The sequence below is a fragment of the Paenibacillus sp. NPDC093718 genome (assembly GCF_050279985.1).
GTDB lineage: Bacteria > Bacillota > Bacilli > Paenibacillales > Paenibacillaceae > Paenibacillus_AQ.
Map to the genome: position 1 here is coordinate 722,262 of NZ_JBNNUS010000001.1, position 24,624 is coordinate 746,885.

At 44.0% G+C, this 24,624-nt stretch carries 27 protein-coding genes and 3 pseudogenes; 3 read left to right on the top strand and 27 right to left on the bottom strand.

Features of this window, described 5'->3' with window-relative positions:
- Position 1: 1 nt before the first annotated feature.
- Positions 2–1,138: a glycerol dehydrogenase gene (locus ACQKPA_RS03595; RefSeq protein ID WP_427489447.1), complete on the bottom strand. Its 1,137-nt coding sequence runs from the start codon at positions 1,136–1,138 to the stop codon at positions 2–4.
- 204 nt (positions 1,139–1,342) lie between these two features.
- Here ACQKPA_RS03595 and ACQKPA_RS03600 point away from each other — a divergent pair, with 204 nt between their 5' ends.
- The gene (locus ACQKPA_RS03600; RefSeq protein WP_427489449.1) at positions 1,343–2,389 is read left to right on the top strand and encodes a PocR ligand-binding domain-containing protein; all 1,047 of its coding nucleotides are present in this window, start codon (positions 1,343–1,345) and stop codon (positions 2,387–2,389) included.
- A 74-nt stretch (positions 2,390–2,463) separates the two neighbouring features.
- On the opposite strand, the gene ACQKPA_RS03605 is transcribed toward ACQKPA_RS03600, so the two are convergent.
- From ACQKPA_RS03605 to ACQKPA_RS03640, 8 genes and pseudogenes are all read right to left on the bottom strand, one after another.
- Complete coding sequence (locus ACQKPA_RS03605; protein ID WP_427489451.1) at positions 2,464–3,042, bottom strand: GNAT family N-acetyltransferase; 579 nt, start codon at positions 3,040–3,042, stop codon at positions 2,464–2,466.
- 295 nt (positions 3,043–3,337) lie between these two features.
- A pseudogene (locus ACQKPA_RS03610) lies at positions 3,338–3,799 on the bottom strand (NUDIX hydrolase); the annotation flags it as partial.
- 130 nt (positions 3,800–3,929) lie between these two features.
- The gene (locus ACQKPA_RS03615; protein WP_427489453.1) at positions 3,930–4,688 is read right to left on the bottom strand and encodes an ABC transporter ATP-binding protein; all 759 of its coding nucleotides are present in this window, start codon (positions 4,686–4,688) and stop codon (positions 3,930–3,932) included.
- A gap of 4 nt (positions 4,689–4,692) precedes the next feature.
- Positions 4,693–7,011 carry an ABC transporter permease gene (locus tag ACQKPA_RS03620; RefSeq protein WP_427489455.1) on the bottom strand — a complete coding sequence of 773 codons (2,319 nt, stop codon included), beginning with the start codon at positions 7,009–7,011 and terminating at the stop codon, positions 4,693–4,695.
- A 58-nt stretch (positions 7,012–7,069) separates the two neighbouring features.
- Entirely contained in the window at positions 7,070–7,714 is a 645-nt protein-coding gene (locus tag ACQKPA_RS03625) for a TetR/AcrR family transcriptional regulator (protein WP_427489457.1), read from the bottom strand.
- A 165-nt stretch (positions 7,715–7,879) separates the two neighbouring features.
- The gene (locus ACQKPA_RS03630; protein WP_427489459.1) at positions 7,880–8,254 is read right to left on the bottom strand and encodes a hypothetical protein; all 375 of its coding nucleotides are present in this window, start codon (positions 8,252–8,254) and stop codon (positions 7,880–7,882) included.
- Positions 8,255–8,386: 132 nt separating this feature from the next.
- Complete coding sequence (locus ACQKPA_RS03635) at positions 8,387–8,941, bottom strand: GNAT family N-acetyltransferase (RefSeq protein WP_427489461.1); 555 nt, start codon at positions 8,939–8,941, stop codon at positions 8,387–8,389.
- A 13-nt stretch (positions 8,942–8,954) separates the two neighbouring features.
- A complete protein-coding gene (locus ACQKPA_RS03640) occupies positions 8,955–9,902 on the bottom strand; it encodes a sensor histidine kinase (protein WP_427489463.1) in 948 nt (315 codons plus the stop codon).
- A gap of 112 nt (positions 9,903–10,014) precedes the next feature.
- Between ACQKPA_RS03640 and ACQKPA_RS03645 the strand changes: the two genes are divergently transcribed.
- On the top strand, positions 10,015–10,881 hold the full coding sequence (locus ACQKPA_RS03645; RefSeq protein ID WP_427489465.1) for a DUF4097 family beta strand repeat-containing protein: 867 nt from the start codon (positions 10,015–10,017) through the stop codon (positions 10,879–10,881).
- A 105-nt stretch (positions 10,882–10,986) separates the two neighbouring features.
- Here ACQKPA_RS03645 and ACQKPA_RS03650 read toward each other — a convergent pair whose 3' ends face one another.
- The 3 genes from ACQKPA_RS03650 to ACQKPA_RS03660 all read right to left on the bottom strand — a co-directional run bounded on the left by ACQKPA_RS03650 (position 10,987) and on the right by ACQKPA_RS03660 (position 13,604).
- The gene (locus ACQKPA_RS03650; RefSeq protein ID WP_427489467.1) at positions 10,987–11,739 is read right to left on the bottom strand and encodes a hypothetical protein; all 753 of its coding nucleotides are present in this window, start codon (positions 11,737–11,739) and stop codon (positions 10,987–10,989) included.
- Positions 11,740–12,038: 299 nt separating this feature from the next.
- Positions 12,039–12,812 (bottom strand): SDR family NAD(P)-dependent oxidoreductase, encoded by a 774-nt coding sequence (locus ACQKPA_RS03655; protein WP_071221820.1) that lies wholly within the window; start codon positions 12,810–12,812, stop codon positions 12,039–12,041.
- A gap of 54 nt (positions 12,813–12,866) precedes the next feature.
- Positions 12,867–13,604 carry an SDR family NAD(P)-dependent oxidoreductase gene (locus tag ACQKPA_RS03660; protein WP_427489469.1) on the bottom strand — a complete coding sequence of 246 codons (738 nt, stop codon included), beginning with the start codon at positions 13,602–13,604 and terminating at the stop codon, positions 12,867–12,869.
- Between the two features lie 196 nt (positions 13,605–13,800).
- Here ACQKPA_RS03660 and ACQKPA_RS03665 point away from each other — a divergent pair, with 196 nt between their 5' ends.
- Complete coding sequence (locus tag ACQKPA_RS03665; RefSeq protein ID WP_427489471.1) at positions 13,801–14,403, top strand: TetR/AcrR family transcriptional regulator; 603 nt, start codon at positions 13,801–13,803, stop codon at positions 14,401–14,403.
- A gap of 478 nt (positions 14,404–14,881) precedes the next feature.
- On the opposite strand, the gene ACQKPA_RS03670 is transcribed toward ACQKPA_RS03665, so the two are convergent.
- The 15 genes and pseudogenes from ACQKPA_RS03670 to ACQKPA_RS03740 all read right to left on the bottom strand — a co-directional run bounded on the left by ACQKPA_RS03670 (position 14,882) and on the right by ACQKPA_RS03740 (position 24,610).
- On the bottom strand, positions 14,882–15,112 hold the full coding sequence (locus ACQKPA_RS03670; RefSeq protein ID WP_426197994.1) for a hypothetical protein: 231 nt from the start codon (positions 15,110–15,112) through the stop codon (positions 14,882–14,884).
- Entirely contained in the window at positions 15,105–15,644 is a 540-nt protein-coding gene (locus ACQKPA_RS03675; protein WP_427489473.1) for a DinB family protein, read from the bottom strand. Before ACQKPA_RS03675 ends, ACQKPA_RS03670 begins: the two co-directional genes overlap by 8 nt.
- A 45-nt stretch (positions 15,645–15,689) precedes the next feature.
- Positions 15,690–16,382 carry a DinB family protein gene (locus tag ACQKPA_RS03680; protein WP_427489475.1) on the bottom strand — a complete coding sequence of 231 codons (693 nt, stop codon included), beginning with the start codon at positions 16,380–16,382 and terminating at the stop codon, positions 15,690–15,692.
- A 16-nt stretch (positions 16,383–16,398) separates the two neighbouring features.
- Entirely contained in the window at positions 16,399–16,944 is a 546-nt protein-coding gene (locus ACQKPA_RS03685; RefSeq protein ID WP_427489477.1) for an HAD-IIIA family hydrolase, read from the bottom strand.
- A gap of 72 nt (positions 16,945–17,016) precedes the next feature.
- Entirely contained in the window at positions 17,017–17,541 is a 525-nt protein-coding gene (locus ACQKPA_RS03690; protein WP_427489479.1) for a GNAT family N-acetyltransferase, read from the bottom strand.
- A 96-nt stretch (positions 17,542–17,637) separates the two neighbouring features.
- Entirely contained in the window at positions 17,638–18,285 is a 648-nt protein-coding gene (locus tag ACQKPA_RS03695; RefSeq protein ID WP_427489481.1) for a FusB/FusC family EF-G-binding protein, read from the bottom strand.
- A 466-nt stretch (positions 18,286–18,751) separates the two neighbouring features.
- Positions 18,752–19,159 carry an NUDIX hydrolase gene (locus tag ACQKPA_RS03700; RefSeq protein ID WP_427489483.1) on the bottom strand — a complete coding sequence of 136 codons (408 nt, stop codon included), beginning with the start codon at positions 19,157–19,159 and terminating at the stop codon, positions 18,752–18,754.
- Positions 19,160–19,200: 41 nt separating this feature from the next.
- The gene (locus ACQKPA_RS03705; protein WP_427489485.1) at positions 19,201–19,671 is read right to left on the bottom strand and encodes a GNAT family N-acetyltransferase; all 471 of its coding nucleotides are present in this window, start codon (positions 19,669–19,671) and stop codon (positions 19,201–19,203) included.
- A gap of 60 nt (positions 19,672–19,731) precedes the next feature.
- Positions 19,732–20,187 carry a hypothetical protein gene (locus tag ACQKPA_RS03710; RefSeq protein ID WP_427489487.1) on the bottom strand — a complete coding sequence of 152 codons (456 nt, stop codon included), beginning with the start codon at positions 20,185–20,187 and terminating at the stop codon, positions 19,732–19,734.
- 121 nt (positions 20,188–20,308) lie between these two features.
- The gene (locus ACQKPA_RS03715) at positions 20,309–20,854 is read right to left on the bottom strand and encodes a GrpB family protein (protein ID WP_427489489.1); all 546 of its coding nucleotides are present in this window, start codon (positions 20,852–20,854) and stop codon (positions 20,309–20,311) included.
- A gap of 104 nt (positions 20,855–20,958) precedes the next feature.
- Positions 20,959–21,454 (bottom strand): annotated as a pseudogene (locus tag ACQKPA_RS03720) (NUDIX hydrolase).
- Between the two features lie 152 nt (positions 21,455–21,606).
- Complete coding sequence (locus ACQKPA_RS03725; RefSeq protein WP_427489491.1) at positions 21,607–22,317, bottom strand: alpha/beta fold hydrolase; 711 nt, start codon at positions 22,315–22,317, stop codon at positions 21,607–21,609.
- Between the two features lie 302 nt (positions 22,318–22,619).
- The gene (locus ACQKPA_RS03730) at positions 22,620–23,789 is read right to left on the bottom strand and encodes an alanyl-tRNA editing protein (RefSeq protein WP_427489493.1); all 1,170 of its coding nucleotides are present in this window, start codon (positions 23,787–23,789) and stop codon (positions 22,620–22,622) included.
- Positions 23,790–23,958: 169 nt separating this feature from the next.
- Positions 23,959–24,134 (bottom strand): annotated as a pseudogene (locus ACQKPA_RS03735) (GNAT family N-acetyltransferase); the annotation flags it as partial.
- Positions 24,135–24,139: 5 nt separating this feature from the next.
- Complete coding sequence (locus ACQKPA_RS03740; RefSeq protein WP_427489495.1) at positions 24,140–24,610, bottom strand: hypothetical protein; 471 nt, start codon at positions 24,608–24,610, stop codon at positions 24,140–24,142.
- Between the last annotated feature and the right edge of the window lie 14 nt (positions 24,611–24,624).

Consider the following 24,624-nt stretch of genomic DNA (forward strand, 5'->3'; position numbering starts at 1 on the left):
CTTATATCTCCTTACCCAATTTGTATTGACGACCCAACTGGTCAGCGGCCATAATCGCGGATGCTACCGCTTCCTCCGAAATCGGGAATGGCATCGAGTGGATGGATTCCTCGGCAATACATGCTTTCTTGGCCACTTCAAGCAGTTCCTCGTAGGTCACATGCTCGACGCCGATATCTTCCAGGCATACAGGAAGACCGATCGACAGACAGAAGTCCAGCACTTCCTTCATTTCGTTCCGATCGGCATTCTCAAGCACCAATTGGGCAATCGTGCTGAAGGCTACCTTCTCGCCGTGATAATAATGATGCGTTCCTTCCAGTGCCGTCAAGCCATTGTGAATCGCGTGAATCGCTGCCAAACCGCCGCTCTCGAAGCCTAGTCCCGATAACAGAATATTCGTCTCGATGATATTCTCCAGTGCGGGCGTCACGATGTTTTGATCACAGGCCTGTTTCGCTCTGTACCCGTTCTCAACCAGTGTTTCATAGCATAGCTTGGCAAGTCCCAGCGCTGTAATCGTCCCTTTGGCCTCACCGCATACGCCTTCGCGAACGCCGCATGGCAGGCCGGCATTGACATTGGAATACGATTGCGCCGTTGCTCTTGCTTCGAAATAGGTAGAGAGCGCATCCCCCATGCCAGCAACAAGGAATCTAGTCGGCGCTTTGGCAATAACCGTCGTATCAATCATGACAACGCTAGGACTTTGTTTGAAATAAGCATAATCATCGAATTCGCCTTCCGGGGTATAGAGGACCGCTGAATGGCTTGTTGGTGCATCGGTTGCTGCAATCGTCGGGACAATGATCAGGGCCTCACCTTCGGCCACGCATTTTGCCGTATCAATCGCTTTACCACCCCCGAGGCCAATCGTGCAAGCACATTGATGCTCCTTGGCCAATGCTTGCAATCTGGCAACCTCCTGCCGGGAGCATTCCCCACGGAAGCCGCTTTCAACTAGCGTTATATTAAATTTCTGTTTTGTTGACTCCAGCTTGTCTTTCACCCGTGCAACATCATCGGGATGGGCAATCAGCAGGGCGGAATCTCCGAATGTCTTTACAAAATAACCTAAATTCAACAGTTCGTTCTCACCCTGCACATATTTTGTCGGACTGATAAACGCTCTTCTCATGATCATTCCTCCTACGTAGACTATATTAATTATTATAGGTTGTACTTATTCGGGAAGCATGAAACAATGAGGTCGGAATAAAGCGTTTTCTTATCGTGTTTTTTTGTCATCCCCATGGAAAATTGTATTATCTTGTTCTTCAGTAGAACCATTCGCTATAATATTCAATAGAGTTTCTATAACTTTTCATAGGAGAATGTTGTCATGTCCAAATCCCGATATGATTTAGAAGAAATCATTGATTTGGAGAAATGGGAGAAGCTGCAGGATTCCTTATCGCTCGTGACCAAAATGGCGATCCTTACGGTCGATTACAAGGGCGTTCCCGTCACCAAGCACAGCTACTGTCAGCCTTTTTGCCAAAGCGTTCGCCAGGATTCCCATCTCTCTTCATATTGTCAAAAATGCGACGCGCGAGCCGGCATTGAAGCGGTTCGCCAAAACAAACCATACATTTACTTATGCCATTTCAACATTATCGATATCGCCATCCCGATCATTATCGATAACCAATATCTTGGTGCGATTATGGCCGGACAGCTCAAGCTCCGAGAACCGGATGCTCCGATGCTGGAGCAGATCGTATCCCGGCCGCCCAATGAGGAGTCGAACCGAAAGTTTAAGGAACTCGAAGGGGACTACGATGCACTGCCCGTCTTATCCTATGATGAGGTGACGAAGTGCGTGGATCTGCTGCTGCAATTAAGCACCTATATCGTGGAGGAAGCGATTCAGAAGCATACCACGATCGATTTGTACAAAAAAGTGCTCACGTCCAACATGGATGCGCCAGCTTCCGTGGAAGCTTTCAAGGAGTCGGATCGTGCGGTCCGCAGCATCCAATCCATGCGGCAGGAGCTGTCAGGAGCGCTGATCGATACCAAATTGAAGAATGGCGCTGGACGGTTCGTCTCGTCGAATGCCGTACTTCAGCCCGCATTTGACTATATTTTTGCGCATAAGCATGAGAACTTCAGCCTGAAGGAGATGGCCAAGCTTTGCCATATCAGCCCCAGCTATTTCAGCCGCATATTTACGAAGGAAACCGGTGAGAATTTCTCCGTCTTCATCGCCAGACTTAAGATTGAATGGGCCAAGCAGCTGCTGGAATCCACCGATTCGCCGATCCATCAAGTGAGCGATGATTTAGGGTTCTGCGATACGGGCTATTTCATTAAAACGTTCAAAAAATTCGAGCACCTCACCCCGGCCGTGTACCGGAACTTGTATGCCGGGCTATCAGCAAAGTGACCGTTCTGGCTACCGGTCATTCCACGCCCATGAACGAAGGGGGTTCTTACGATGGCATTTATTCAACCAGCCCGTTAACGGGAGCTGCTCTGATTCCGGTAATCGTCTACAACAATAGAGTATAATTTCAGATCTTCATGCTTCCCTTTTACGAATATCGTCTTTCTTAATAAACCTTCATAGGACATGCCGGCCTTTTCCATCACTCTGGCTGATCCTGGGTTTGACGGCAGACAGCTTGCCTCGATTCTAACCAGCTTCATTCTTTCAAATCCAAAAGAGATAATGGTCCTGATCACTTCGGTCATGTAACCACGATTCCAATAATCCTTGGACAGGGCATAACCCAATTCCGCTTTAGCATGTCGGACATCCCAAGCCATAAATCCTGAGGTTCCAATGATCTTTCCGGTTTCTTTGTCCACGATTCCCCAAGGGGCCACAGCATGCTGGCTGTATTTATGAAGGACCCTCATTAAGTAGAGACGGGTATCTTCCCTCGTTTGATGCGTCGGCCATGCCGTATATCTCGATACCTCCTCATCCGAGCCGTAATGAAATATATCCTGTTCGTCTTCGCTCCTCAGTTTTCTTAATATCGTTCTGTCTGTTTCTAACGTAGGGAGATCCGAAAAGACATCTTCGATCTGCATATCATTCACCCTCCACAGCTTTCACAATTTCCTTTAACAAAGTTTCGGATATCGTGTCACGATTGAATGCGTTCATACTTAGAATCCTGACTTCCTTCCGATATTTGATGATGTCTATTTCAGGATGGCTCTCCAGAGGAATGGTCCCCAGAACAATCCGGGAACCTGTAATCATGAATCCACCGAAAAGATCCGGACCGATGGCATTAATAAGTTGTTTGATCATCGTCGTTTTACCGATCCGAGGCTCCCCTGTCAGTAAAAATGCATGCTTGGCCTCCAGGCGTTCCCCGTCCATTCTTGACAACAACTTATAACGAGGCGGGTTCAAATCCCATGTCTCATACGGGACTAAGCGGTCTGCATTCATTGCATCAAGCGTGCGTGATTTGACATGGGGCCTTTTTATGTATTCATCCATATTCGTATCGTCCAGATCTAAAAATTTGGCCTCCAGAATTTCTTCCGGTTGAATGGTTATTTCTCCGCTGACATATTCCGCATGAAAAACGACAGACAAGACATGTAGCCTCTCGTTGTAATAAACGCCGGATATGCCTAAAGGACGTATAACGACTCCTGTTTCCTCCAGAAACTCTCGGCATACCGCCGCATCTAACGGCTCGCCAGCATCAACAAAACCTCCGGGCATTTCCCACGTATCCGAACGAACATGAGTACGAACCATTAAAACATGTCCATCCTCATTCTTAACAAGCGCTGAAACCGCAACGAAATGTTTGGACTGATCCTGCATCGTATAACACCATCCGTTTCATGTTTGATGGTTCGCTCAAATGACTGATCAAGCGTTCGAATCAAGTGATTCCATAATTATACATTCGCTAACCAAGGGCGGTAGTCCTGCGGCTTAAAATGATATCGATTTATATTCCGATTTCCTGCATTTTCAGCATAACTTTCTTGACCCTGCCATCCATATCCGTTCCCACAAGCTTTGGAAGCTTGAGTTCGCCGACCACTTTCCCATCGCGCATAAACATAATGCGCTCCGCCCGCGCCGCAACTTGTGCATCGTGAGTGACAAGCATGACCGCCGTACCGTCTGCATTGATCTCAGAGAATAGGTTCATGATTTCCTGAGCGGAAATGGAGTTGAGCGCCCCCGTTGGCTCGTCGCCGAAGATAATTCGCGGGTTGTTCATCAGTGCCCGGCATATTCCCGCACGCTGAAGCTGACCACCCGAAACCTGGGTGATGCTCCGTTGTTCAAGCTCTGCGATGCCTACCCTTTTCATAAGTTCCCTCGCCTTCACCGAAATGTTCGCGGCGTTTTTACGGTTATCCCGCATGGAAGGAAGAATGATATTGTCGAGGATATTCAAATTTTTCAGCATCGTCGGCTGTTGGAACACAAACCCCATTTGGGTTCTGCGTAGATCTGCAAGCTCATTCTCCCCAAGCGTCGATAAATCCTTGCCCTCAAAAACGACTGTTCCGCCATTCATGCCATCCGTCCCGCTCAGCACATACATTAGCGTGGATTTGCCCGATCCTGATGGTCCCATAACAGCTACGAACTCGCCCTCGTGTATACTGGCGGACACCCCGTCCAGAACATTGTGCTGTTCGCCGCCCTCGCCGAAAGATTTGACGATGTCCTCACCGATAATCATCTTTTTCATCTGCCTACTCCTTTATATTTTCGGATATTTTGATACGTCCTGCGCCTGAAGTGCCGATCATGGTTGCGATAAGTACTGCGGTTATCATCATAAGCGGGCTGTACAGATATGCCGAAAGCGGATTGACCACAAAATGAAACGCTGACGCTCCAAACGAAGAGATAACCGCACCCGCAAGCCTTTCTCCGAGCGTGTTCGCCAGAAGAGTTCCAAGAACAATGCCGACCATCAGAACAAATACCGAACGCGAAGCATACTGCACCTTTATGTCCGAGTTCGTAAAACCGAGGGCTTTCATAACGGCAATGGAATATCTGTCCTTCGCAACAAGCATTTTTATAAACATTAGGGTAATCAGTACCGATATCATCAGCGCAACGGCAATTGCAGCGTCCGAGGCCTTCTTGACAGCATTTATCGTTGAGCCGAATGTCTGCGTAATAAATTCATCAATGTCTGAAATCTTGGCAAAATCATACCTGTCCGCGTAGTCTGAAATCTTAGCGCCGATAAGAGATATATCCGAAAGTTCTGCACAGATGATGCTCCACATCATATCCGCCGAATTGTCGGAGAATACCGCCTTTGCGGTTTTGCCTCCGTTGGTAATGTCGGAATATATCCCGCTCACCGTTAGTTCCTTCTCCTGTCCCTCCATTACCAGCGTAATGACATCGCCGACTTTCTTGCTCAGCTCATCGGCATTTATAGCCGACAGTGCAATTTCATCCTCTGCGGCGGGTGCTCTGCCAATGGAATAAGCAATCGGGAATATGGAATGGTCGCCGAGTTCGATTTTTATATTTTCCTCAGAACCGACTTCTGTTTTAATGTTAAATGCTTTTGTTGTAAGGACTGCAACCTTGGATATGGCGGGGTCGCTGCTCATCTCATTTCGTAGTTCAGCCGTTTTTTCTGAAATGTTATCGGTCTGCTGTATATCAGCACGTATATCATAGTTTCCGATCCCCATATATTGGGTGAAACTTGTAGAGGAGATGGTGTTGTGCAAATTCTGTGGAACCATCATGATAAATGCTGAAATCACCAGTACCGTTAGGCTTGTAGCATAAAGCTTTTTCCTTGTGAGAACGTCTTTGATACCGAGGAAAACATTCGTATTCAACAGCCTGTTTCCACTTAGATTAAAACGGTTGGCGCCTGAGTTTTTGTCCTGCGAAGTGCCTAAGCGTATAGCTTCTGCAGCGGATATGTTCCGAAAACGTTTCAACACTGTGTTTACATAGGCGATGATGGCAAGGAATACAAGCAGTATGCCGATGATACCGAACAACAAAGCATACGCGGCATTTTCGCTTTCTCCCATATAAAGCCGTATATTTTCAAGAAGCATGCCTTGGAACATAAACGACAGTGCAAAACCGAGCATACAACCCGCCGCCGCAATCGCTGCGTATTTCGCAAGATACATCTTCTTTATGTCGGAAACACGCAGCCCAATTGCCTTCATCACGCCAATCTCGCGGTAGTCGTCTTCGATTTTCGCCAGGAGCGTAAATCGTATGCACATCAATGCGATGACCACGACAAGCGCGCTCACAAGAAGTATAACCGCGATCATCAACCCATCGGATAGTGCGTTCATCATTTTGAAAAGCTTATATGTAACGGTTGGTCCGTTTGCTTCAAGTCCTGCGGAGGCATAAGCCGTTTCAAATGAACCGATCTCGGATGGATCCTTTAATCTAAACTCAATCAGATACTCCGATCTGCCGAGGCTCTTAATTTCCGCGTAATCATGTTTATGTACAAGAAATCTCTTGGAGGAGGAGAGCGTGGAGTTCATCTGTGAATCCCGGAGAAATCCTGCAACGATAAGCTCCTTCCCGCTAATAACCGCCTGATCACCAACCTTGGTGGTGCCATCCTTCATATAGCTTACTGGAACATACAACTCGCCGATGGCGGGTTTAATGATGTTACCGTCGAGATCAAGAAGATAATCGAATTTTTGGCTCTGTATGCTAAATCCGTTATCCTGGACGCTATTCGCAAGCGAATGTTCGCCTAATCGTATCCGCGCACCATCCATATTGAGAAATTCCATCACTTGAACGTCATCCACATTGTGATGCCGCTCCGCAAAAGCTGAAAGCCGCGCTGAATCTATTTCACCGGAATGCATCTGCATAAAATGCGGGGTTTTGGCTTGTGTCATCAATGTGTTCAGCCCACCCGAGAGATTGACGACGAGGATCGCCGCGAGCGAAACAAGCATTGCCGCAGCAGCGACAAATATCAAGGTTGTTAGCGTAGTGGCCTTGCTTTTTAAAAGATCATTGCGGATTATTCTGGAATACATGAGACACCTCTGCTTTCAAGCATTTTAACCGCCTTTAACTTATACAGAGTCAGTTTATTCATGGCTGCTTTCCATCTCCTCCACCAAACATCTGCATAACGTCCATAAGACTTCCGCTTGCCGCACCGAGCAGCCTTTCTACGTTGCATACAAAGGCCAGCATTCGTGAACCGCGCTCCTCATTCGTCATGGTAATCATATCGTCATCAAAAACGGTATTCGCGTAGATCACAACCATTTCCATGCATTCATACGGAAACGGTGTGCTGAACATTCCCTGCTCAATGCCTTCGCGGATGATTCCCGTCAGGATCGACGGAACGCCGTTGATGATGACCTTTTGTATTTTCTGATGCATGAGCGCGTTCTGCGGCTTATGAATATGCTCCATAATTTCCTTGCTGCTTCCGCCGCTTAAGTTCAGAGCCATCACAACGCGGATTATGCGTTCGACTACGGGTATGCTCTTGTCCTCGGCAATTTGCTGTGCCCCATCCAAAAGGTGGACCGCATACCGATCAATCAGCGCATCCATGATATCCTCTTTCGACTTGAAGTGATGATACAAGGTTCCCCGCGCAATCCCGACCTTTTCGAGAATATCGTTTGTACTTGTACCGTCAAAGCCCTTCTGACCAAAGAGCTCATCAGCCGCGTCAAGGATTTCGTTCCTGCGTTCTTCCGCTTTTTTTACGACCCTCATGGTTATACCTCCTTACTACCGACCGACTGACTGTCGGTTATAGAATAACAGGTTTCCTGTTATTGTCAAGATATTGTTAGCTGAAAAAAGCGGCCCATCCTCTATTGAGGAATGAGCCGCTCTTAGTTACTCTTTCGATCCTGCCTCTTTTCCTATTAACTAGTATTACTGTCTAATTACGAGGATGTCTTGGGGCGGTCTGGCGGTGTTTTGGATTTGGGATATTTCAGCGTCCGTAAGATTGCGTCCTACAACAATAAACGAAGATGTCACATTGTTAAAGTTAAAATTCGCCAAGTTCGCTACGTTTTGGCTGCCACGGAACACACGGAACGCTCCCTGAAAGTTAATTCTCGAAAACAATACAAGCGTTATTTCAGAGCTCTGCGCAACATTTCTGAGCCGGAAACTCGAAAGAACATTGTCAAATCGAAACGCTCCAAGGTCACGAACCGCAACGCCTCCTCGTCTGAAGAGAATCCGACGAACGGAAAAATTAGTGCCTGACCAAAGCGCAAGACGCACATCTCTGTTTGCCATTTATATCACTCCTTGTTTGGGAATGATATAGTATATTGCCAGAGTTATAGAATCGTTAAAGACAAAAATACCCGTTTAATCGTTTGTTTTTTGAGATGTCCCTGTGATGCAGTTTCTAATTCTCCTAAGTCTTCAGTTATTCTCTGAAACGTATTCATCCCTTAAAAGGCCATAATACACAAGGTCTTCATATTGATCCCATTTTCGAACATGCTGTCTTAATCGTCCTTCATATTTCATTCCTAACTTTTCCATGACTTTACCCGATGCGGGATTCTTCCCCAGATAACGGGCAAATATACGGTGTAATTTCATTTCGTCAAACGCATACCTAACGATACCTCTTGCTGCTTCCGTACAATATCCATTGTTCTTATACGGTCTCCCAATCCAATATGCAAGTTCACCATGATCAAACTTACGAGTACATCCAATACATATTGCGCCTATTACATATTGTTCTTCTTTATGTACAATGGCCAGTTCCAGTGATCGGTCTTCTTGAAAGTTATGAGCATGTGTTTCGATCCATTGTTCTGCCATTCCATCCTCATACGGATGCGGGATGTACAATGTTGTTTCCGCAATATAGGGATCCCCTGCTAATTGTTGAACGACTTTGGCATCTTCTACACGGAAAGGCCGTAATATCAATCTTTCCAATGGAATGGTCGGCAGTTTCTTCAAATGATTCTCCCCCTTAGTTTTTCGGCAATCGAATCGTGAACGATGTGCCTTGTGAAGCCTCACTTTCTACATCGATTGTGCCTTCGTGTGCCTGAACCAGCTTGTAGACAATCGCCATTCCAAGTCCCGTTCCTTCAGAGGAAGAATCCGTGGTGGTGCCCCGGTAATATTGCTGGAATAGATGTTCCACCAAATCAGCCGGCATGCCCACGCCATTATCCTTGATGCGGACTACAGCATGTTCTCCTATGTCAGCAATCTGTACATATATATCTGTATGTACGGGATTGTGGAGAATGGAGTTCATCATGATATTTTGCAGAATGCGCTGCATGAATTTCGAATCAAAATCAACCTGGATGGCAGGCGAATCCGCTTGAAAATGTATATGATAGCTGCTCGCTTGCGGGTTATTGCTAATATCAGCAACTACTCTTTTTGTAAATTCGACGATGTCTTGATTCGTCTTCTGTAATGAGAAAGTGCCGTCGGAACGATTGAGCTGTGTGACAAGGCTTAAATCTTGAATCAATTCCTCCATGTGTTTTCCCTTGTCGTCCATTTCCCGGATGAAAGAAATCGCCTCTTCCTTCGACCATTCGTACTGGTCATTCAATAAGAGGGCCGAATAGCCTTTGCCCAAATTAACGATTGTGTTTGGGTTCTGTTTTTTCAGTATTATCATAACGACGTTCATGATTAATCTGTTAACGTACCTCTTGAATCCGATAATCGGTTTATTCGACGCTTCTATTGCCGTTGATGCCATGATGGCCGCCGTTCCGGCAACAGTGCTGAGCGCCTTTATGATGGCCGGCATCAGCTTGATTCCTTTATCGTTTGGCATGAGAAAAAAATCGACGGCTTCCACGATTACCTCGGCGGTCGTCATTGGATTCGTGGTTAACGCAACGGTGTCCGACAGAGGAAGCTCGGCCAGCTTGTTCCAATTCATCGCCATCCCGATTGTTCTCTGCCTGCTTGGCCTGATTCTCGGCTATCTTGCTTTTTACAAAGTGGATCGAACCGATGTGGCTTAAAAATTCCACCGTACATGAATGGAGGACTAGAGCATGAGAAAAATCATATCCGCTTCGCTTGTCTTGCTTACCGTTGCCGGGTTAGCTATGGGCTGCCAAGGTGTAGGGAAATCAAGTTATCACCATGAAGCATCCTTTGAGGCAAAACTGATTGAAGAAATTGAAATCAACAACGAATCCTGGGAAATTGAATTCAAGCGTTCGGATTCCTCGAACATTATCATCGCTTGTGATGGCAAGCGTCGGGACAACAAGAGCGCCCCTGTAACGATTGACCAGGAAGGGAAGAAAATTGTCGTTACCCAGAAAGACCAGGGTGGTGCTATGGCTGGGTTCACTTTTGGCAAAAAAGGGACGATCTATATCTCTATTCCCGACCATGAAGTCAATACGATTACATTGAATAATGATGCGGGTGACATCAAGATGAAGGATGTATCGGCTCAAAACATCGTCTTCACCAACCATTCGGGCTCTGAAACCATCGAAGGACTTTCAGCTGACAAAGGGGAATTTACATCCAAAGACGGAGATCTCAAATTGAAAGACAGCTCGCTAAATGAAGTAACGGTAACCACAGGCAGCGGCGGCAGCTATATTACAGACGTGACCAGCCCCGTGATGAACATCACTTCAACTTATGGGGAAGTAGCCGTCAAAGAAAACGAAGAAGGAAAGTTGCTGCGAGTAGAAACACAATCCGGAGATATCGCTGTATCTTATAAAACACCGCCTGCTTCGTTAAAGCTTACCGCTAACAGTAACTCATCTGATATTAGCGTGAATTTGGATGGTTTCAAGGAGCAACATCGCACGGAAAAAACAGTGGAAGGCACTATAGGGGGTGCATCCCATATATTGGAGCTAAGGAGCCATGCCGGAACGATCACTGTAAAATAAATGAATACGGAAGGAAACCGAAACGGACTATTGCCGGCAACCTAGCCTGGGAAAATCCCTGGAGCCGCACGGCAATAGCTGTTTATTCCTTTTTTGGGTGCCGGGTTAAGGATGCGAAGACTTTTTCGAGTATACTTCCAATGCCCGTATGACGACTTCTACATGGATCCCGCTCATCGTATGTATTCGTTCTGCCCATTCCTCGATCCCCTTCAGCTGAGGCTCCACTTTTCTGCCTTCATTGGAACTTAGGTAGCTTTCATAATTATCAAATTCCCAATGGAGAACCTGCCCATCGGTGAACATACGTTTTTCCACAAGCGCATCGCTGAACAGGCGCTGCGTTTTTTGCCCGGCGATGATCAATGCCTTATCGGATACAGGCGTCAGGTCGAATTCTTGGCTGCTTTCCTTTCCGTTGGGTCTTCTGTAGGTTACCAAGAGACGATTCGCTCGGGTGTTCAATTTGATGAACGAACCTGGAAAAAAACCATCCACAAACTCTTCCGTATATGCTTCATGGCCCGGTTCCAACAATATAGGCTCAATCCATTGATCTCCAAGATCGCAGAAATATTTGTTGCCCTCTTCGTTGACGGCGACCACGGCGACATGCAAATGCTCCGTTAGCACCCCGTAACAGCGTACTTTGCTCTGTCTGAACTCATCGATTAACCAAAGCGCCAAATCAAAACAATTGCCCGACGTTCCATATAATGCTCGATGCTCTTTCATGACATCCGTTGTTCGTTGTTTGCATTCCGGGTCGATTAAACTGTGCCAGGCTTTAGTTAAGGTTTCCATTGGAAAGTCGTTGAACTTCCTCCATACCTGCATGATATCTTCAGTCGCGCGCATATCCCTTCCTCCCTCGACAGCTTCTGTCATCTATGATACATGTTCGGGCATCCTTTCTATTCCTCAAACCGGAAAACCTCGTATTCCTCTTCCGGAAGATTCAACGATACCATTCTTCGAACGGACCATAAGCTACACACCATTATATTCCAAAATCCGGAAGACCCCAATATGAAAAATGACCCACCTTTAAACGGGGAGAATGGGCAGCTGTACCGCTACTCATATTGAATGTAAAAAGGTCTTGGTCCGGTATTAACACCGGACCAAGACCCTGTATACGAAGCTAATTATAAACTTTACTGGTTGATTTGACCGCCATCCACGGTATATATGGATTGCGTTACATAAGAGGCATCGTCGGACAGCAGGAAAACGGCTACGTTGGCTACCTCTTCCGCTTCCCCGTATCTTCCGAGCGGAACGGCAGCGCCGAATGCTTTTCTTGCACCTTCTGCATCCTCAGGAACGGTGTTTTTCTCAATTTGGCGCATCATGCGGGTATTGATCACCCCGGGTGCTACGGCATTCACTCTGACGCCGAACGGAGCAGCTTCCAATGCTACCACCTTCGTCATGCCGATCACGGCATGCTTGGAGCTATTGTACCCAACGAATCCGGGCGAACCGATGAGACCTGCACCGGAAGAGGTATTCACAATACTGCCATACCCTTGGTTTTTCATCACCGGAACAACGTATTTCAATCCAAGGAAGGCACCCTTCACGTTGACATTGAAGACCATTTCAAAGGTTTCGGTCGGATAATCCTCTACATTGGCCGTGATTCCTTCGATCCCCGCATTATTGAAAAAACCGTCGATTTTACCGAACTTCTCGACCGTTGCATCCACATACGCTTTGACTTCCTCTTCTTTGGCGACATTGGCCTGCAGCGCAATCGCTCTGGAATCGTCCAGACCCAAATCGGAGATCACTTTTTTTACGGCTTCCAGATTCAAATCGACCAGGGCAAGATTGGCACCCTGTTCCGCCAGCTTTTTCGCGGCTGCCGTTCCGATCCCGCCTGCTGCGCCAGTAATCACAATCACTTTTCCATCAAATTTGCTCATGGTGTATACCTCCTAGTAAGATGTCATGATTCTCTCTACGTCTAAGCTCACCCATTATTGGGCTGTATATCCACCGTCAACCGTCAAGGTATTCCCCGTCATAAACGAGGAGTCGTCCGAAGCCATAAACAGAACGGCCTTTGCCATTTCTTCAGCTTGTCCCAGACGCTTCATCGGAGTGACTGCAGCTAAGGCTTGTTTGCTCTCCTCCGGAATGATCGGTGTATCAATGAAGCCCGGGCACAGTGCGTTGATCCGAATATTGTGCTCCGCATACTCCAGTGCCAGAGAACGCGTTAAGTTAATAACCCCGCCTTTAGCTGCATTATAGGCTGCGGAACCGGGCGAGCCGACCCAACCGTACATGGATGCGGTATTGACGATCGTGCCTCCGCCTGCTTTTAACATTTCACGGATAGCTTCCCGGGCGACCAGGAATACGCCGTCCAAGTCCACGTTTACGGTGTTTCGCCACTCGGAGTACTCTAGATCATGCGAAGAATGAACGCGCCCGATGCCAGCGTTGTTAAATACAATATCCACTTTGCCGAAAGCTTCAGTCGCTTGCTTAAAGATATTGGCTACTTCTTCCTCGCTAGTAATATTCGCTTTAACGAACAACGCCTCGTGATGATTCGCTTTCAGTTCGGCCTCAAACGCCTTACCTTTTTCCTCATTTAAATCAACTAGCACCACCTTGGCTCCCTCTTCAATGAAGAGGCGTGCTGTTGCCGCACCGATGCCGGATGCACCACCGGTAATTACAGCCACTTTGTTTTGTAATTTTCCCATCTTGGATACCCCCGTATAATGGATTAAAATAGTACTATATTGATTACAATTAAATTAAGATATTAAATTTAGTACTATTTTGCTTACAATTCAATTGTACTATTATGTTCACATTTAACAATCATTAACCTGTGATGAAGTGTCGATCTAGTCAACACTTGGAACCAAACTGTCTTTTTTGGGGGGCGCTCTTTTCGTGAATCATGAACAAATCGTGACATCGGCGCGAAGAAATCGTACGAAAGAACATCTGAAATCCGCCTTTATTCAACTTGTAAAAGAGAAGGGATATCATGCTGTAACGGTGAAAGACATCGTGGATAAGGCTGCTTATAATCGCAGCACCTTTTATGTCCATTACCAGGATAAAATCGAATTAGCCGAGGACTTACTGACTTCCATGCTCCAGGGCTTGGAAGAATCGGTGGGGAAGCCTTACATCCCCGGACACAAAGTATATACGGCAAACCTCAGCTCACCGTCCTTCAATATCGTTTCCTACATTTATGAGCATCGCGATTTTTTTGAGCTGATTAAATACCAGGATACCTTGCCGGGGCTGCATACGGAATTCCCTCAAACGATCGTAAAAATCTACAAGGAACGATTTATTTTCGAAACGATTAACCATACTCCGGTTAACATGGATTACTTTAAACGGTACACAGCCTACGGCTTCCACGGACTAATTCTGAACTGGATCCGAAACGATTTCAGCGAATCCCAGGAGGATTTTATTAAGGAGATCATTGATTTAACGAGAACGCATATTTACTCGGTGGAGTATGTGAGGGAGTAAGCGGACGGAACTTAAATAGGCTGCCCTAGAGGCAGCCTATTTAATAACGGTGATAGGGTTATATTTGCCTTGATACCTTGTCAGGACATTCTCCATTTCTTGGCTTTTAACTAAGAACTTTATTACTCCGAAGAAGCGGAAGTGATAATAACTAACTTGGGATGTATCTCCCTTTATTTTTGATCCATTCATAAAGATTGTCAAAAATCTCCTCTGTATCCCCCTTTATCTGATATTGTTTATTATTACAAATAATGATTCCTGACTCCGTGATGTCAAACGAGTAGTTATCTACAGTCCCATCCCTATCCCGATAAAAGATAATCATCATAATCACTCTATCGGAGCTTCCTTTATAACTTTTAAATTCTCGGCTATACGATTCAGCATCTAGTATGTCAATCAACTCACTAGATTTGGTTTTCTCATCAAATTGTATTGAATAATGATTAAATGTACCGTATGAAGCAATCCAGGTTTATTCATCATAGCTTTTAAAGATGCTTATGCCAGATATGACGCATACGAAGAACAGTAACCCTAATCTTAACCAATCCATCAAGAGCCAGAAGTCTCCGCCATTCACAATGTCTGGGCTCAAGCCGTATTCATCCACAAAAATACCCATATTCCAAAATAACTTTAACGAAATAAGCAGCGATAGCAAACTCAAGGAAAATACGAGGATGGATCGTATTCTTTTATTCATGATCCATGTCTCTCCTTTGCTCAGCGTACCACTTTCTAAGCTGATTTATATGGGCTTGGTGATAACGGTTATGGTCAGCCATATGCCATAATCCCCACCGTATGGTGGCTTGCTTTTCATTTTCGTGACCAAATGTGACAATGTTATCCAGATCAGCATCCGTTAATTGCGTGCATGTTTCTTTCAACATAGTTAATACGACTTCATATTTAGATATAAGCGTATCCAGAGCCATCCCTGTAACCATCGGCAGCCTGTTATATTCATCGATCATGGGGCCATATTCGTTTTTTAATGCCTGGGGAAGCGCCTCCCCTTTAATCCTATAAACCCAGTTCAGGTCGACGTACATGATATGTTTTATTAACTGAGCGGCACTATTGTAATTTCCATCTGGTCCCTTGTAGTCTATTTCCTCTTGCGACATGCCCTCTGAAATGGACTTTAGCCGTTGGCTGTTCTCTCTGACAGCGCTATATAACATTCCCACGATCGTTGACATATTCTCTTCGCCCTGCAAATCGTATAACATCCTAGCACAACCTCTCTTGTAAAAATAAATAGCATCCCAGCCTTACTATTTGGACTTTTGAATTTTTTGTTTTAGCCGTATCGATTTATTCAAGTGAAGAAAAATATGCCTTGTCGCCGGCATGAGCACTAATCCCGCAATCGTTTTGTTTCCCCAGTATTCAAGCAACCACGATGCTTCTTCCTTAACCGCATGCTGTACTTTAAGTTCATGAATTCTTGCCGCCTCAACTTTTTGCTTAAAATCTCCTGGCAATAAACGGGATATGACTTCACGAGTGTTCCGCCCAACTTCAATCCGATAAGCTAATAATGAATCAACTTCAAGAGTCGCACTCAAATTAGTGATTTCTGCTTCCGTCATTTCATTTCCGGAATGAACATCATCAATGTGGAGTTTCTTGTTCCATTGGCCTGAATGCAATACTTGGTCATCGTTATTTACGAGTACGCTCATCGTCATGTCTTCAATACGCGTGATATGCCACATATGCCATATTATGGAGTTCTTTGTATCAGGAGCCCTAACTGGATATTGACGGAATGTTTCCTCTTGCAGATCTTTAACTAATTCATCCTCAAGGGTCGCAATGGGTGAATGGCTCATTCTTGATGAATGTAACAAGCGATGCTGCTGCAAGAATAAGTCAACTGCACTCTGATGCTTAGCCGGGTCCAGAATGATCTGGGTTAGCTTTTTGTGATTTACATTCCACTGTTTTCTTTGACTCAAATCCATGGAGAACCATCCTTTTCTAGCCCCCTAATATCCATGTCACGGCTTCATTAAAGTCTGTCGCGATAAAATCCGGATACGCTTCTTTCCATTTGCCGAAGTACTGGTTGTTATTATATTTTTCCAGTTCCTTGGCGCCAGCTCCCGTCTTCACTAACACTTTCTTGCAACCAGCTTCTGTGGCAGCAACCATATCCGTCCATCTATCCCCTATGACAAAGCACTTCCTTAAATCCAGATTATTTTCTTCTGCAGCCTTCAACAACATCCCTGCGGATGGCTTTCTACATGGACAACCCGCTCCATGCTCATGAGCACAAAGATAGATTTTATCAAAACCAAAGCCTAATAATTCCGATTCGAATTCGTCCTTTGTTGCTTCGCCCCGAGTTATTCCAGGTTGATTCGTAAATGAACAAATCAGCATGCCTGCAGCTCTGAGTGAATCCATCGAATTCTGTACTTGCGGAAAAAGCTCAAATTCACCGGGCAAAGCAACCCGATCGGTTCCTCCAAGCGTTCCGTCTCTGTCGATAAAAACCGCCTGTCTTGAGGACTCTAGCAATTGGTCAGGCTCCTTTCCGTGTACATAGTATTATCTCATCCATTTTTGGACTACTGACCTTGATCGCTATTATTACGTATTCTTAATCCAATATCTTTTAACTACGTTTCCATCTTCCTCTATGTAATCGGTATCCGGCCTCCCACCGTTCTTGATAATGGTTCTTTCCGATCCCACATTACCGGCATCACAGACAACTAAAACATCGTTTATCCCCAGTTTCTTGGCCTCGATCAAGGACAATTCCAATAGTTTCGTCGCATAGCCTCTTAATCTTGCAGACGGGCGGATACCATAGCCAATATGCCCACCAGCATTATATAAATGTTCGGTTAGTTGATGTCTAATATTAGCCGCACCTAATACTCTATGATGATTATCGACTAACCAAAAGGTTGAATCCGGGACCCAGCCTTCCTTTACACCAATCCCCTTCCCTTGATTAGAGAGTTCCTTCAACATTCCCAGAAAATCACTTGGATCCTTACTTATAACCCAAGGAACCATATTCTCACCGGATTCTTTCCATTCTTGATAAAATGATAAATATTCTTCTTCAAGCTCTAGCTGAGGTTTAACTAATCTTACATCGTTCATAGGTTTCAACTCCCTTTCATGACCATTGTGTCTTTAAACGGGAACATAGTACAAAATAGGCTGCCCATAAAGGCAGCCTATTTCTAGTTACTGTGTTTACTTGCTGGCGGAGAGAATAAACTTCTCAAGTGCGCCTGTATCGGTAATACTGTGATTACATGCCTGGCTATCCAAACATACGTATTGGCCAATGAAAGAAAGATTATCCGGTGAAGCAACGGCCGGCTTGGTCTTGACCGAGAACAAGGCAAGCTCTTGATGCCGGTTGCAGAACAGACAGTACCCTTTCTTGTTGGTCGGCGTAATTCTTCCCTCAATCCCGATAAATCTTCCTTCGAACGGGTATACGATATATAACTTGTTAGTGGCTATATCCACCCAGCCCAAATACGTTACATATCGAAAGTCGATCGATTGCAAATCCGGAACTTTCAGTTTCTTATTTTTAGGAAATAGCTTCTGAATCTGTTTCAGCGTAATCGTCGGATAAGGCTCCCGATAGGGTTCTAACGCGTTAAGATATCTCTGGAAATCCTCGGCCTTCTCGATGGTCGACATTTCTCCCAACATCCGCTTCTGATCCTCTGTTAGAGACGGAAATGCTTCCAAAGTGTTCGTTACGGCACGATACCTGACCGTTTCCAAAACTTTTCTATCCGCGATCGTTCGCAACGTTTTCAGAAGGAACTCCGATTGTTTTTTAATCACGTTATACTGGTGGTTTCTAATAAATGGTGTACTCATAGCTTTCAGCCCCTTATTTTTATTAAAAATGAAGGTGCAAAGCCTGTTATTAGAAACGATAAAGTTAAGGTTGGGCGATCGAATTCATCTATCGCACCCCACGCAAAGTATCGCCCCAGATCAGGCTTTGCATGAGGACTTCCTAGCTAATGAGCAATTCAGCATTGCCATCGGTATAACCCCCAATCACATTTCATACGCAAAATTATAACAGCAAGTGCCAATTGGCGCAATTTATTCCGTTGGAACAGAACACCGTCTATATCAAAACTTAAAATCTATTGAATGGTGTCATACAAGTCTGCTTCCATATGATTCACTTCCACATGTCCCCATTCATCCGAAATCTCCAGATGCCAGGATCTCGGCAATCGTTCATGGTTATTTATTTTATAATGGAGATATGCGTTAAACTGTTGTTAAATGCAGCATGTGCATTTCTTAAATTATCTTCACGCTTGTTCCTTCAGAACTCAATATATACCGGCTCATCAGCTGGTCTTAAGCAAACCTCGATTCTCTCCCTAAAATTCATAAAGGTCACCATATTCAATCCTTCATCCAATGGGAAGAATCCTGATTCAAGACTTTCTGGTGTAGCTACGGGTGTACCCCCAATGTATTTAGCAAGAAATAATGTATTACAAATACTCGCCTTCACATTTTGGAATATCCCGCAAAACCTTATAATCTCAATATCCACTCCAGCTTCTTCTTTGGTTTCCCTGATTGCTGCTTGTGCCAATGACTCTCCAACTTCAACGACTCCGCCCGGCATTTCCCAGCCTCTTTCCGGACCCCGGATCAGTAATATCTCATTATTATCATTCAAAACAACTGCAGCAGCAGAGACAAAATGTTTAGGTAGATTCATCTTACTTCTCCTTTATATAAATTCCCTCCGTATTAACTGCTTTACTCACATAGCATATTTTCCATTGGCTCTTTGCAGTGCTGGTATCCATTTTTCTTATAAAAATCACCCCCTTTATCACTAGGCCATACTATAATAAATTCATATTTGTTTTCTTTTGCCCATTCGTTGATTTTTGATATTAATTTACTTCCGATCCCTTTACCTCGATAATCAGGTTTTGTATATACATTCGTCATATATGCAAATGGATGTGTGATTCTCCCTGGTCTCGGTACCTTGTGAATGAGTTCTATGTATATGTTGGACACGACCATGTTGTCTTCTTCAGCAACCCAAATACTCCAAATATCACTTTGAAAAGCTTTCACTAAAAAATCATGACACTCCTCGTAGAAGTCACTATAAGCTTCATTTTTTAATTTTCCATCTAGATCGTCTTCCAGTGTAAAATCCCATCTCATTCTAATAAGTTGATCCATATCTTCCTTAGTCGCAATTCTAATTATCATTGAATCACCTCCGAATTCATTTATTCACTTTACCTTTCAAATAATCGGATCGTATTCCATTCATTCCATTTGATTAATCGGTTGGGATGTTCCGTTGTTCATTATCCATTCCATAAGGCTGTTAAAAATCGCTTCATAGTCACTTTTTGATTGATATAGCTTATGTTCCGTAATGATTTTCCCATCTTCCGTTATACTGAGTGAATAATTACTTGAGTCCCGATTAACAATATCCATCATCACAATGCTGCTGGTTGTTCCTTTATACGTGTTGATTTCACGAGAGTAAGTAATCGAATCTAGAATATTTATCATCTCGGCAATCCCATTTTGTTTATCGAATTGAATGTAGAACCTTTTTGTTTCTCCTTGAGCATGATAAGTAATATATATTTTTTCAACATGATCCGCTGAGCTAATGATTTGCTGAATTCTAATTGGACTAGCGAAATAAACAACTACACATATCAAGATTGATATTAAGATTACAAGATGATGAAGGCGTAACTTTTTCAATAATAATCCTCCATTCGATTGCGTTCCTGCATCCCACCTCCACCAGCTGATGTTACTACTTTGTACTGAACTCCTGAATGTATTTCTTTGAATCTTCCCTGTATCTCTCTGTGTAATTATTCTACAGATCCGGTTTACCTGGTTTCCAACCTATTTCTTGTGACCAAATATGTGCCTTTTGAATGATCTCCCATACAATCGGGCCTTTGCCTTCAACATATTTATGTCTTTCATGATGGTATAATCCCATTAACCGGTGCTTCTCTGCCGAATATCTTAAGCAATCCTCTTTATGTTCTCTCAAATAATCCCTAAATAGCAATGTCAATTGCTCCGAGTAACTCCCCGTTTGTCTGACATGAATATGTGTTCTCCGATGTCCCGGAACTTCACGAAAATACCTTTTAGTCTTATCAGGATTTTCTTTACGATAGACAAATCCTATTGATTCTAATTTATTCTTATATTGACTCACATCTTCGAAATTACTAATTGAGATTTGTATATCAATAATTGGTTTAGCATCTAGTCCAACAATCGATGTAGATCCTACGTGGTCAATTCGATCTGCTATGTCCCCTAAAGCTCCTCGTATGTTCCATCCTACCTCCAAGAACAAGCTTCGCCACTCTGGATCATACTTAGCTATTCGCCATTGCTCATCCATGTAATTTGTCTCCTTTGGTTTTAACACTTTAGGTAGTGGGTGGTTTCGCACGTTCGGTTTTCATCTTGTTCTCAATGATTCTACTGAATAATTGGAGGGATCGGTTAATAATCATTGTTGTTGTTCATGTCTCCTTCCAACCTATGTAACAACATATAATTCGGGTTTGCTTCCCAAGCTTCAAAGGGCACAAAAGATGCTGCATTCATCGCATCCAATAATCTAGATCTTTGCTGCGGTCTCGTTATGTATTCCTCGATATTAGATTGATCAATTTTTATGTATCTAGCTTCGAGTATCTCGTCTTCTTGTATTCTAATTTCTCCACTTATGTATTGAGCTCTAAAACATATAGACAAAACTTGTTTGGTTGTATTCATATAAACACCGGTTATACCAATTGGCTTAATAACGATACCCGTCTCCTCAAGAAACTCTCTGCAAATTGCTTTATCCAAGGGGTTCCCCTAACTCAACATTTCCACCTGGCATTTCCCATGTATCTGAACGCCAATGTGTTCTAAGCAACAATACCTCACCACAATCATTAGTGACTAAAGCTGAAACCGAAATACATTGTTTAGGTGCCTGGTATTCCAAACCAATCACTTCCTCTATATTACTTTAAATACGAAACTGGCCGTGACGCAGTGTTCGAAGAATCCAGCTGACCAGATCCTTCGAAATGTCTCCAATAGACCGAGCAGCCTAATGGCAGCGATGAGTGTAATATACGGTAGTTCTTTCCCCGATTATTCTGCAAATTCTTTTATGATTTTATATAGCTTTGATCTTTCTGTGCTTCGAAAGTCATGTCCGCTATTCTTTAATTCAGCTATTTGCAGGTTAGAAAATTGTTTTTTATATTCTTCCAATTCCTCATTAGATATCAAAGAGCCTTCCAATAGCCCTCTCATAACAAGTACAGGCTTTTCAGAACTAAACTTTATGGACCTTTGTACCGATTCACGTTGAATTCCTCTAACCGCTTCCGGGCGGATATGAGACAAACGATTGAAGGGTATTAAATAATTATCAATATAATCTTTAGGCCAATCCATGGGCATCGCTTTGTGTTCAGGCGGATAGTCCAAGATAATCAATTTGCCAATCTGCTCAGGATGTAATCTGGTATATTCCAGAGCATAAGACACACCTCTTGAGAAGGCGTAAAAATGAAATTGGTTTATCCCCGTGCTTTTCACTACGGATTCGATATCTGCAACATGGTCTTTCAAATCATAACCAGTCCGCGGGGTGTCACTTTGGCCTCTCCCTCGAAAAGATAATACGATACATCTTCTGGTCATTAGGTATTCAAGTAAATCTTGATACTCTTCTGCTGTTTCGGAGAGACCAGGACATATAAGAAGTGGGGTTAACGAAAAGTCTGAATCAGGATGAGAATCAAGGTAGTGAATGCTTACACTATTATTTATTGAGGTTTGAGAAATGAGCTTCATTTAATGACTCCTTCATTACGACTTAGAATATTTCGTCTCCCTCATCTACTGGATCTTATACCAGCGCCATCAGGATAAACCATACCAGGATATTTGGTAGTCAAAATCAGGGGACATTCCAACTTTCTCTGCAACTTTCCACATACCATTCTGTGTATTAATGAAACGCCCCAGCTTAGATAGTACTTATCTTAGGCTGAGGCGTGATGTTGAGAGTGTGTGTTCTACGCTTTTTGGTTTAAAAACATGCTGCTAAACCCGCTTGAATGCTTTCAACTTATAGACATTTACTCCTCTTCAGGCTAACTTAATGACTGCGCCGCAAAATGGTAAAACGCCATGGCATCCTCCCCGGTGGCAAAACCAGCCTGTGCCAGCTTGTCGCTGCCTCCGCCTTTACCGCGATAATCAGCCAGATACTGTTTAAAGAACGCACCGCAGGCGAGACCGCTCTTCCCTCCTTGAGCGAGAACAACCTTATGGTCTGCGTTGGACACGAAGAGCACGATAACGTCAGCTTCTTCGGTGAGCTTTGCCGCCAGGTTCTGCATATCCTTCAGCGGCTTATCTGCAAAAACGTGTTGGATCAGGCTGCCCTGACGGTCTGCCAATAGCTTTCCTGCCAGGTAAACATCATTCTCAGCCTTCACGGCGTTCAATTCAGCCTGGAGCAACTTCTGTTCATGATCCCATTTTGCAATCCGGTCCAGAATCTCTTCCTTAGAGGTATTGAACCTGACTGATAGACTGCTTAAAATCTCCATTCCAGCATTGAATTCATTCAATGCACGATCACCGCATTTAAAATAGATACGCAAATGCCCTTTCTGTTTCTCGGCTCTGAGCAGTTTGATCATTCCGATCTCACCTGTTGCGGCGACATGCGTACCCCCACAAGCGTTATATTCGATACCTTCGATCTCTACGATCCGGATATCATCGGTTACCTTTGGCTGCTTCACCAGCGGCAAGGCAGCAGCCTGCTCCCGGCTCACAAAATAATTCGTTACTTTTCGATTAAGGTAAACCTGATCGTTAACTTCCAGTTCCAGCATCATCAGTTGGTCCTGAGACAAGTCAGATCGAGCGATATCAATCGTAGCGTAATCCTGGCCCAGGTGAAAACTGAGCGTTTCCGCCTGGCATACTTCCAGGCACATGGCAGACAGGAGATGCTGGCCGCTATGATGCTGCATATGGTCGAATCTTCTCTCCCAATCCAAACGGCAGCTAACCTCTTCCTTCTCAGGCAAACGTTCAACTTTATGCAGAATTTCGCCTTCCTCCTGAACCACATCAAGAATGGGAATTTTATCGATCCACCCCAGGTCACAAGGCTGCCCTCCACCGTGCGGATAAAAGGCTGTCTCCTCCATTACCAGATAGGTTCCATCCTCCCGCTCCAGTTTCCGTGTGATTCGTGTCTCCCACTCCCGGATATAAGCGGATTCGTAATACAGCTTCTTTGTCATCTTCATTTCCTCACAGTTCCCTAAAATTCACTTAGTAACAGCTTAATTGCACCTGTTAGCTTAAGTACATGTCTATATTTTCTTTTCTCTTAGAAACGAAAATCATGCTCACTACCTTAATAATAGAATAACAAAAAAACATATAGACGATGATGGGGCCTCCACCAGATTCAATTTCTTTCATTACTTTTTTACCGATTCCTTGATTCTGATAATTTGGATCAATAAAAATCCGTCCTAGATTATGTACTTGATTGATTTTCTATAAATATCATAGCGCCCCCCAACGGAATCATATCCTAGTGGGCCACAGATTTCATTATTATTAAAATGTTTCGATTCATCATAAGTCACTCCCCATTAAAACCAACCATAGTACGATGCCCTCCAATCATGCTAAATTGATTTTTTTCAGTTACTTCATTAAAGAAACCTTTAATCTCGATATGGGGATCTTCTAAGTCAATATTTCGGTTTCCTTCATACATTTCTTTTGGAGCAAATACGGTAAGAAGTAATTCTTCTTCCGGACCAATATTGAGTTTATTATTTCTAGCTTCGATCTTAAAATCATTCCCTTTAACACCGGTTTCAGTTTTTATGGGAAAACTTAAATATACATTATTTTGTACTATAATATGACTAGATTTGTTATGCAGTTTTAGTGTGAACATGGTTCCATTGGATTCTTCTTTTTGTTCTTTTAGTTCTATACTTATTTTACCAATGTCTTCAGAAGTAACTTCATGGTTATTACTACAACCTACGCTAATTAGTAAGCATAAGATGACGGAAATAATGAATAATGGTTTTCTATCCACTTCCTGAATCCCTC

Excerpts from the sequence above, each read along its gene's own strand:
- ACQKPA_RS03595 (WP_427489447.1), bottom strand. The coding sequence starts at position 1,138 with ATGAGAAGAGCGTTTATCAGTCCGACAAAATATGTGCAGGGTGAGAAC.
- ACQKPA_RS03600 (WP_427489449.1), top strand. The coding sequence starts at position 1,343 with ATGTCCAAATCCCGATATGATTTAGAAGAAATCATTGATTTGGAGAAA.
- ACQKPA_RS03605 (WP_427489451.1), bottom strand. The coding sequence starts at position 3,042 with ATGCAGATCGAAGATGTCTTTTCGGATCTCCCTACGTTAGAAACAGAC.
- ACQKPA_RS03615 (WP_427489453.1), bottom strand. The coding sequence starts at position 4,688 with ATGAAAAAGATGATTATCGGTGAGGACATCGTCAAATCTTTCGGCGAG.
- ACQKPA_RS03620 (WP_427489455.1), bottom strand. The coding sequence starts at position 7,011 with ATGTATTCCAGAATAATCCGCAATGATCTTTTAAAAAGCAAGGCCACT.
- ACQKPA_RS03625 (WP_427489457.1), bottom strand. The coding sequence starts at position 7,714 with ATGAGGGTCGTAAAAAAAGCGGAAGAACGCAGGAACGAAATCCTTGAC.
- ACQKPA_RS03630 (WP_427489459.1), bottom strand. The coding sequence starts at position 8,254 with ATGGCAAACAGAGATGTGCGTCTTGCGCTTTGGTCAGGCACTAATTTT.
- ACQKPA_RS03640 (WP_427489463.1), bottom strand. The coding sequence starts at position 9,902 with ATGGCGATGAATTGGAACAAGCTGGCCGAGCTTCCTCTGTCGGACACC.
- ACQKPA_RS03645 (WP_427489465.1), top strand. The coding sequence starts at position 10,015 with ATGAGAAAAATCATATCCGCTTCGCTTGTCTTGCTTACCGTTGCCGGG.
- ACQKPA_RS03650 (WP_427489467.1), bottom strand. The coding sequence starts at position 11,739 with ATGCGCGCGACTGAAGATATCATGCAGGTATGGAGGAAGTTCAACGAC.
- ACQKPA_RS03655 (WP_071221820.1), bottom strand. The coding sequence starts at position 12,812 with ATGAGCAAATTTGATGGAAAAGTGATTGTGATTACTGGCGCAGCAGGC.
- ACQKPA_RS03660 (WP_427489469.1), bottom strand. The coding sequence starts at position 13,604 with ATGGGAAAATTACAAAACAAAGTGGCTGTAATTACCGGTGGTGCATCC.
- ACQKPA_RS03670 (WP_426197994.1), bottom strand. The coding sequence starts at position 15,112 with ATGAATAAAAGAATACGATCCATCCTCGTATTTTCCTTGAGTTTGCTA.
- ACQKPA_RS03675 (WP_427489473.1), bottom strand. The coding sequence starts at position 15,644 with ATGTTATACGATTTGCAGGGCGAAGAGAATATGTCAACGATCGTGGGA.
- ACQKPA_RS03680 (WP_427489475.1), bottom strand. The coding sequence starts at position 16,382 with ATGGATTTGAGTCAAAGAAAACAGTGGAATGTAAATCACAAAAAGCTA.
- ACQKPA_RS03690 (WP_427489479.1), bottom strand. The coding sequence starts at position 17,541 with ATGAACGATGTAAGATTAGTTAAACCTCAGCTAGAGCTTGAAGAAGAA.
- ACQKPA_RS03695 (WP_427489481.1), bottom strand. The coding sequence starts at position 18,285 with ATGAGTACACCATTTATTAGAAACCACCAGTATAACGTGATTAAAAAA.
- ACQKPA_RS03700 (WP_427489483.1), bottom strand. The coding sequence starts at position 19,159 with ATGAATCTACCTAAACATTTTGTCTCTGCTGCTGCAGTTGTTTTGAAT.
- ACQKPA_RS03705 (WP_427489485.1), bottom strand. The coding sequence starts at position 19,671 with ATGATAATTAGAATTGCGACTAAGGAAGATATGGATCAACTTATTAGA.
- ACQKPA_RS03715 (WP_427489489.1), bottom strand. The coding sequence starts at position 20,854 with ATGGATGAGCAATGGCGAATAGCTAAGTATGATCCAGAGTGGCGAAGC.
- ACQKPA_RS03725 (WP_427489491.1), bottom strand. The coding sequence starts at position 22,317 with ATGAAGCTCATTTCTCAAACCTCAATAAATAATAGTGTAAGCATTCAC.
- ACQKPA_RS03730 (WP_427489493.1), bottom strand. The coding sequence starts at position 23,789 with ATGACAAAGAAGCTGTATTACGAATCCGCTTATATCCGGGAGTGGGAG.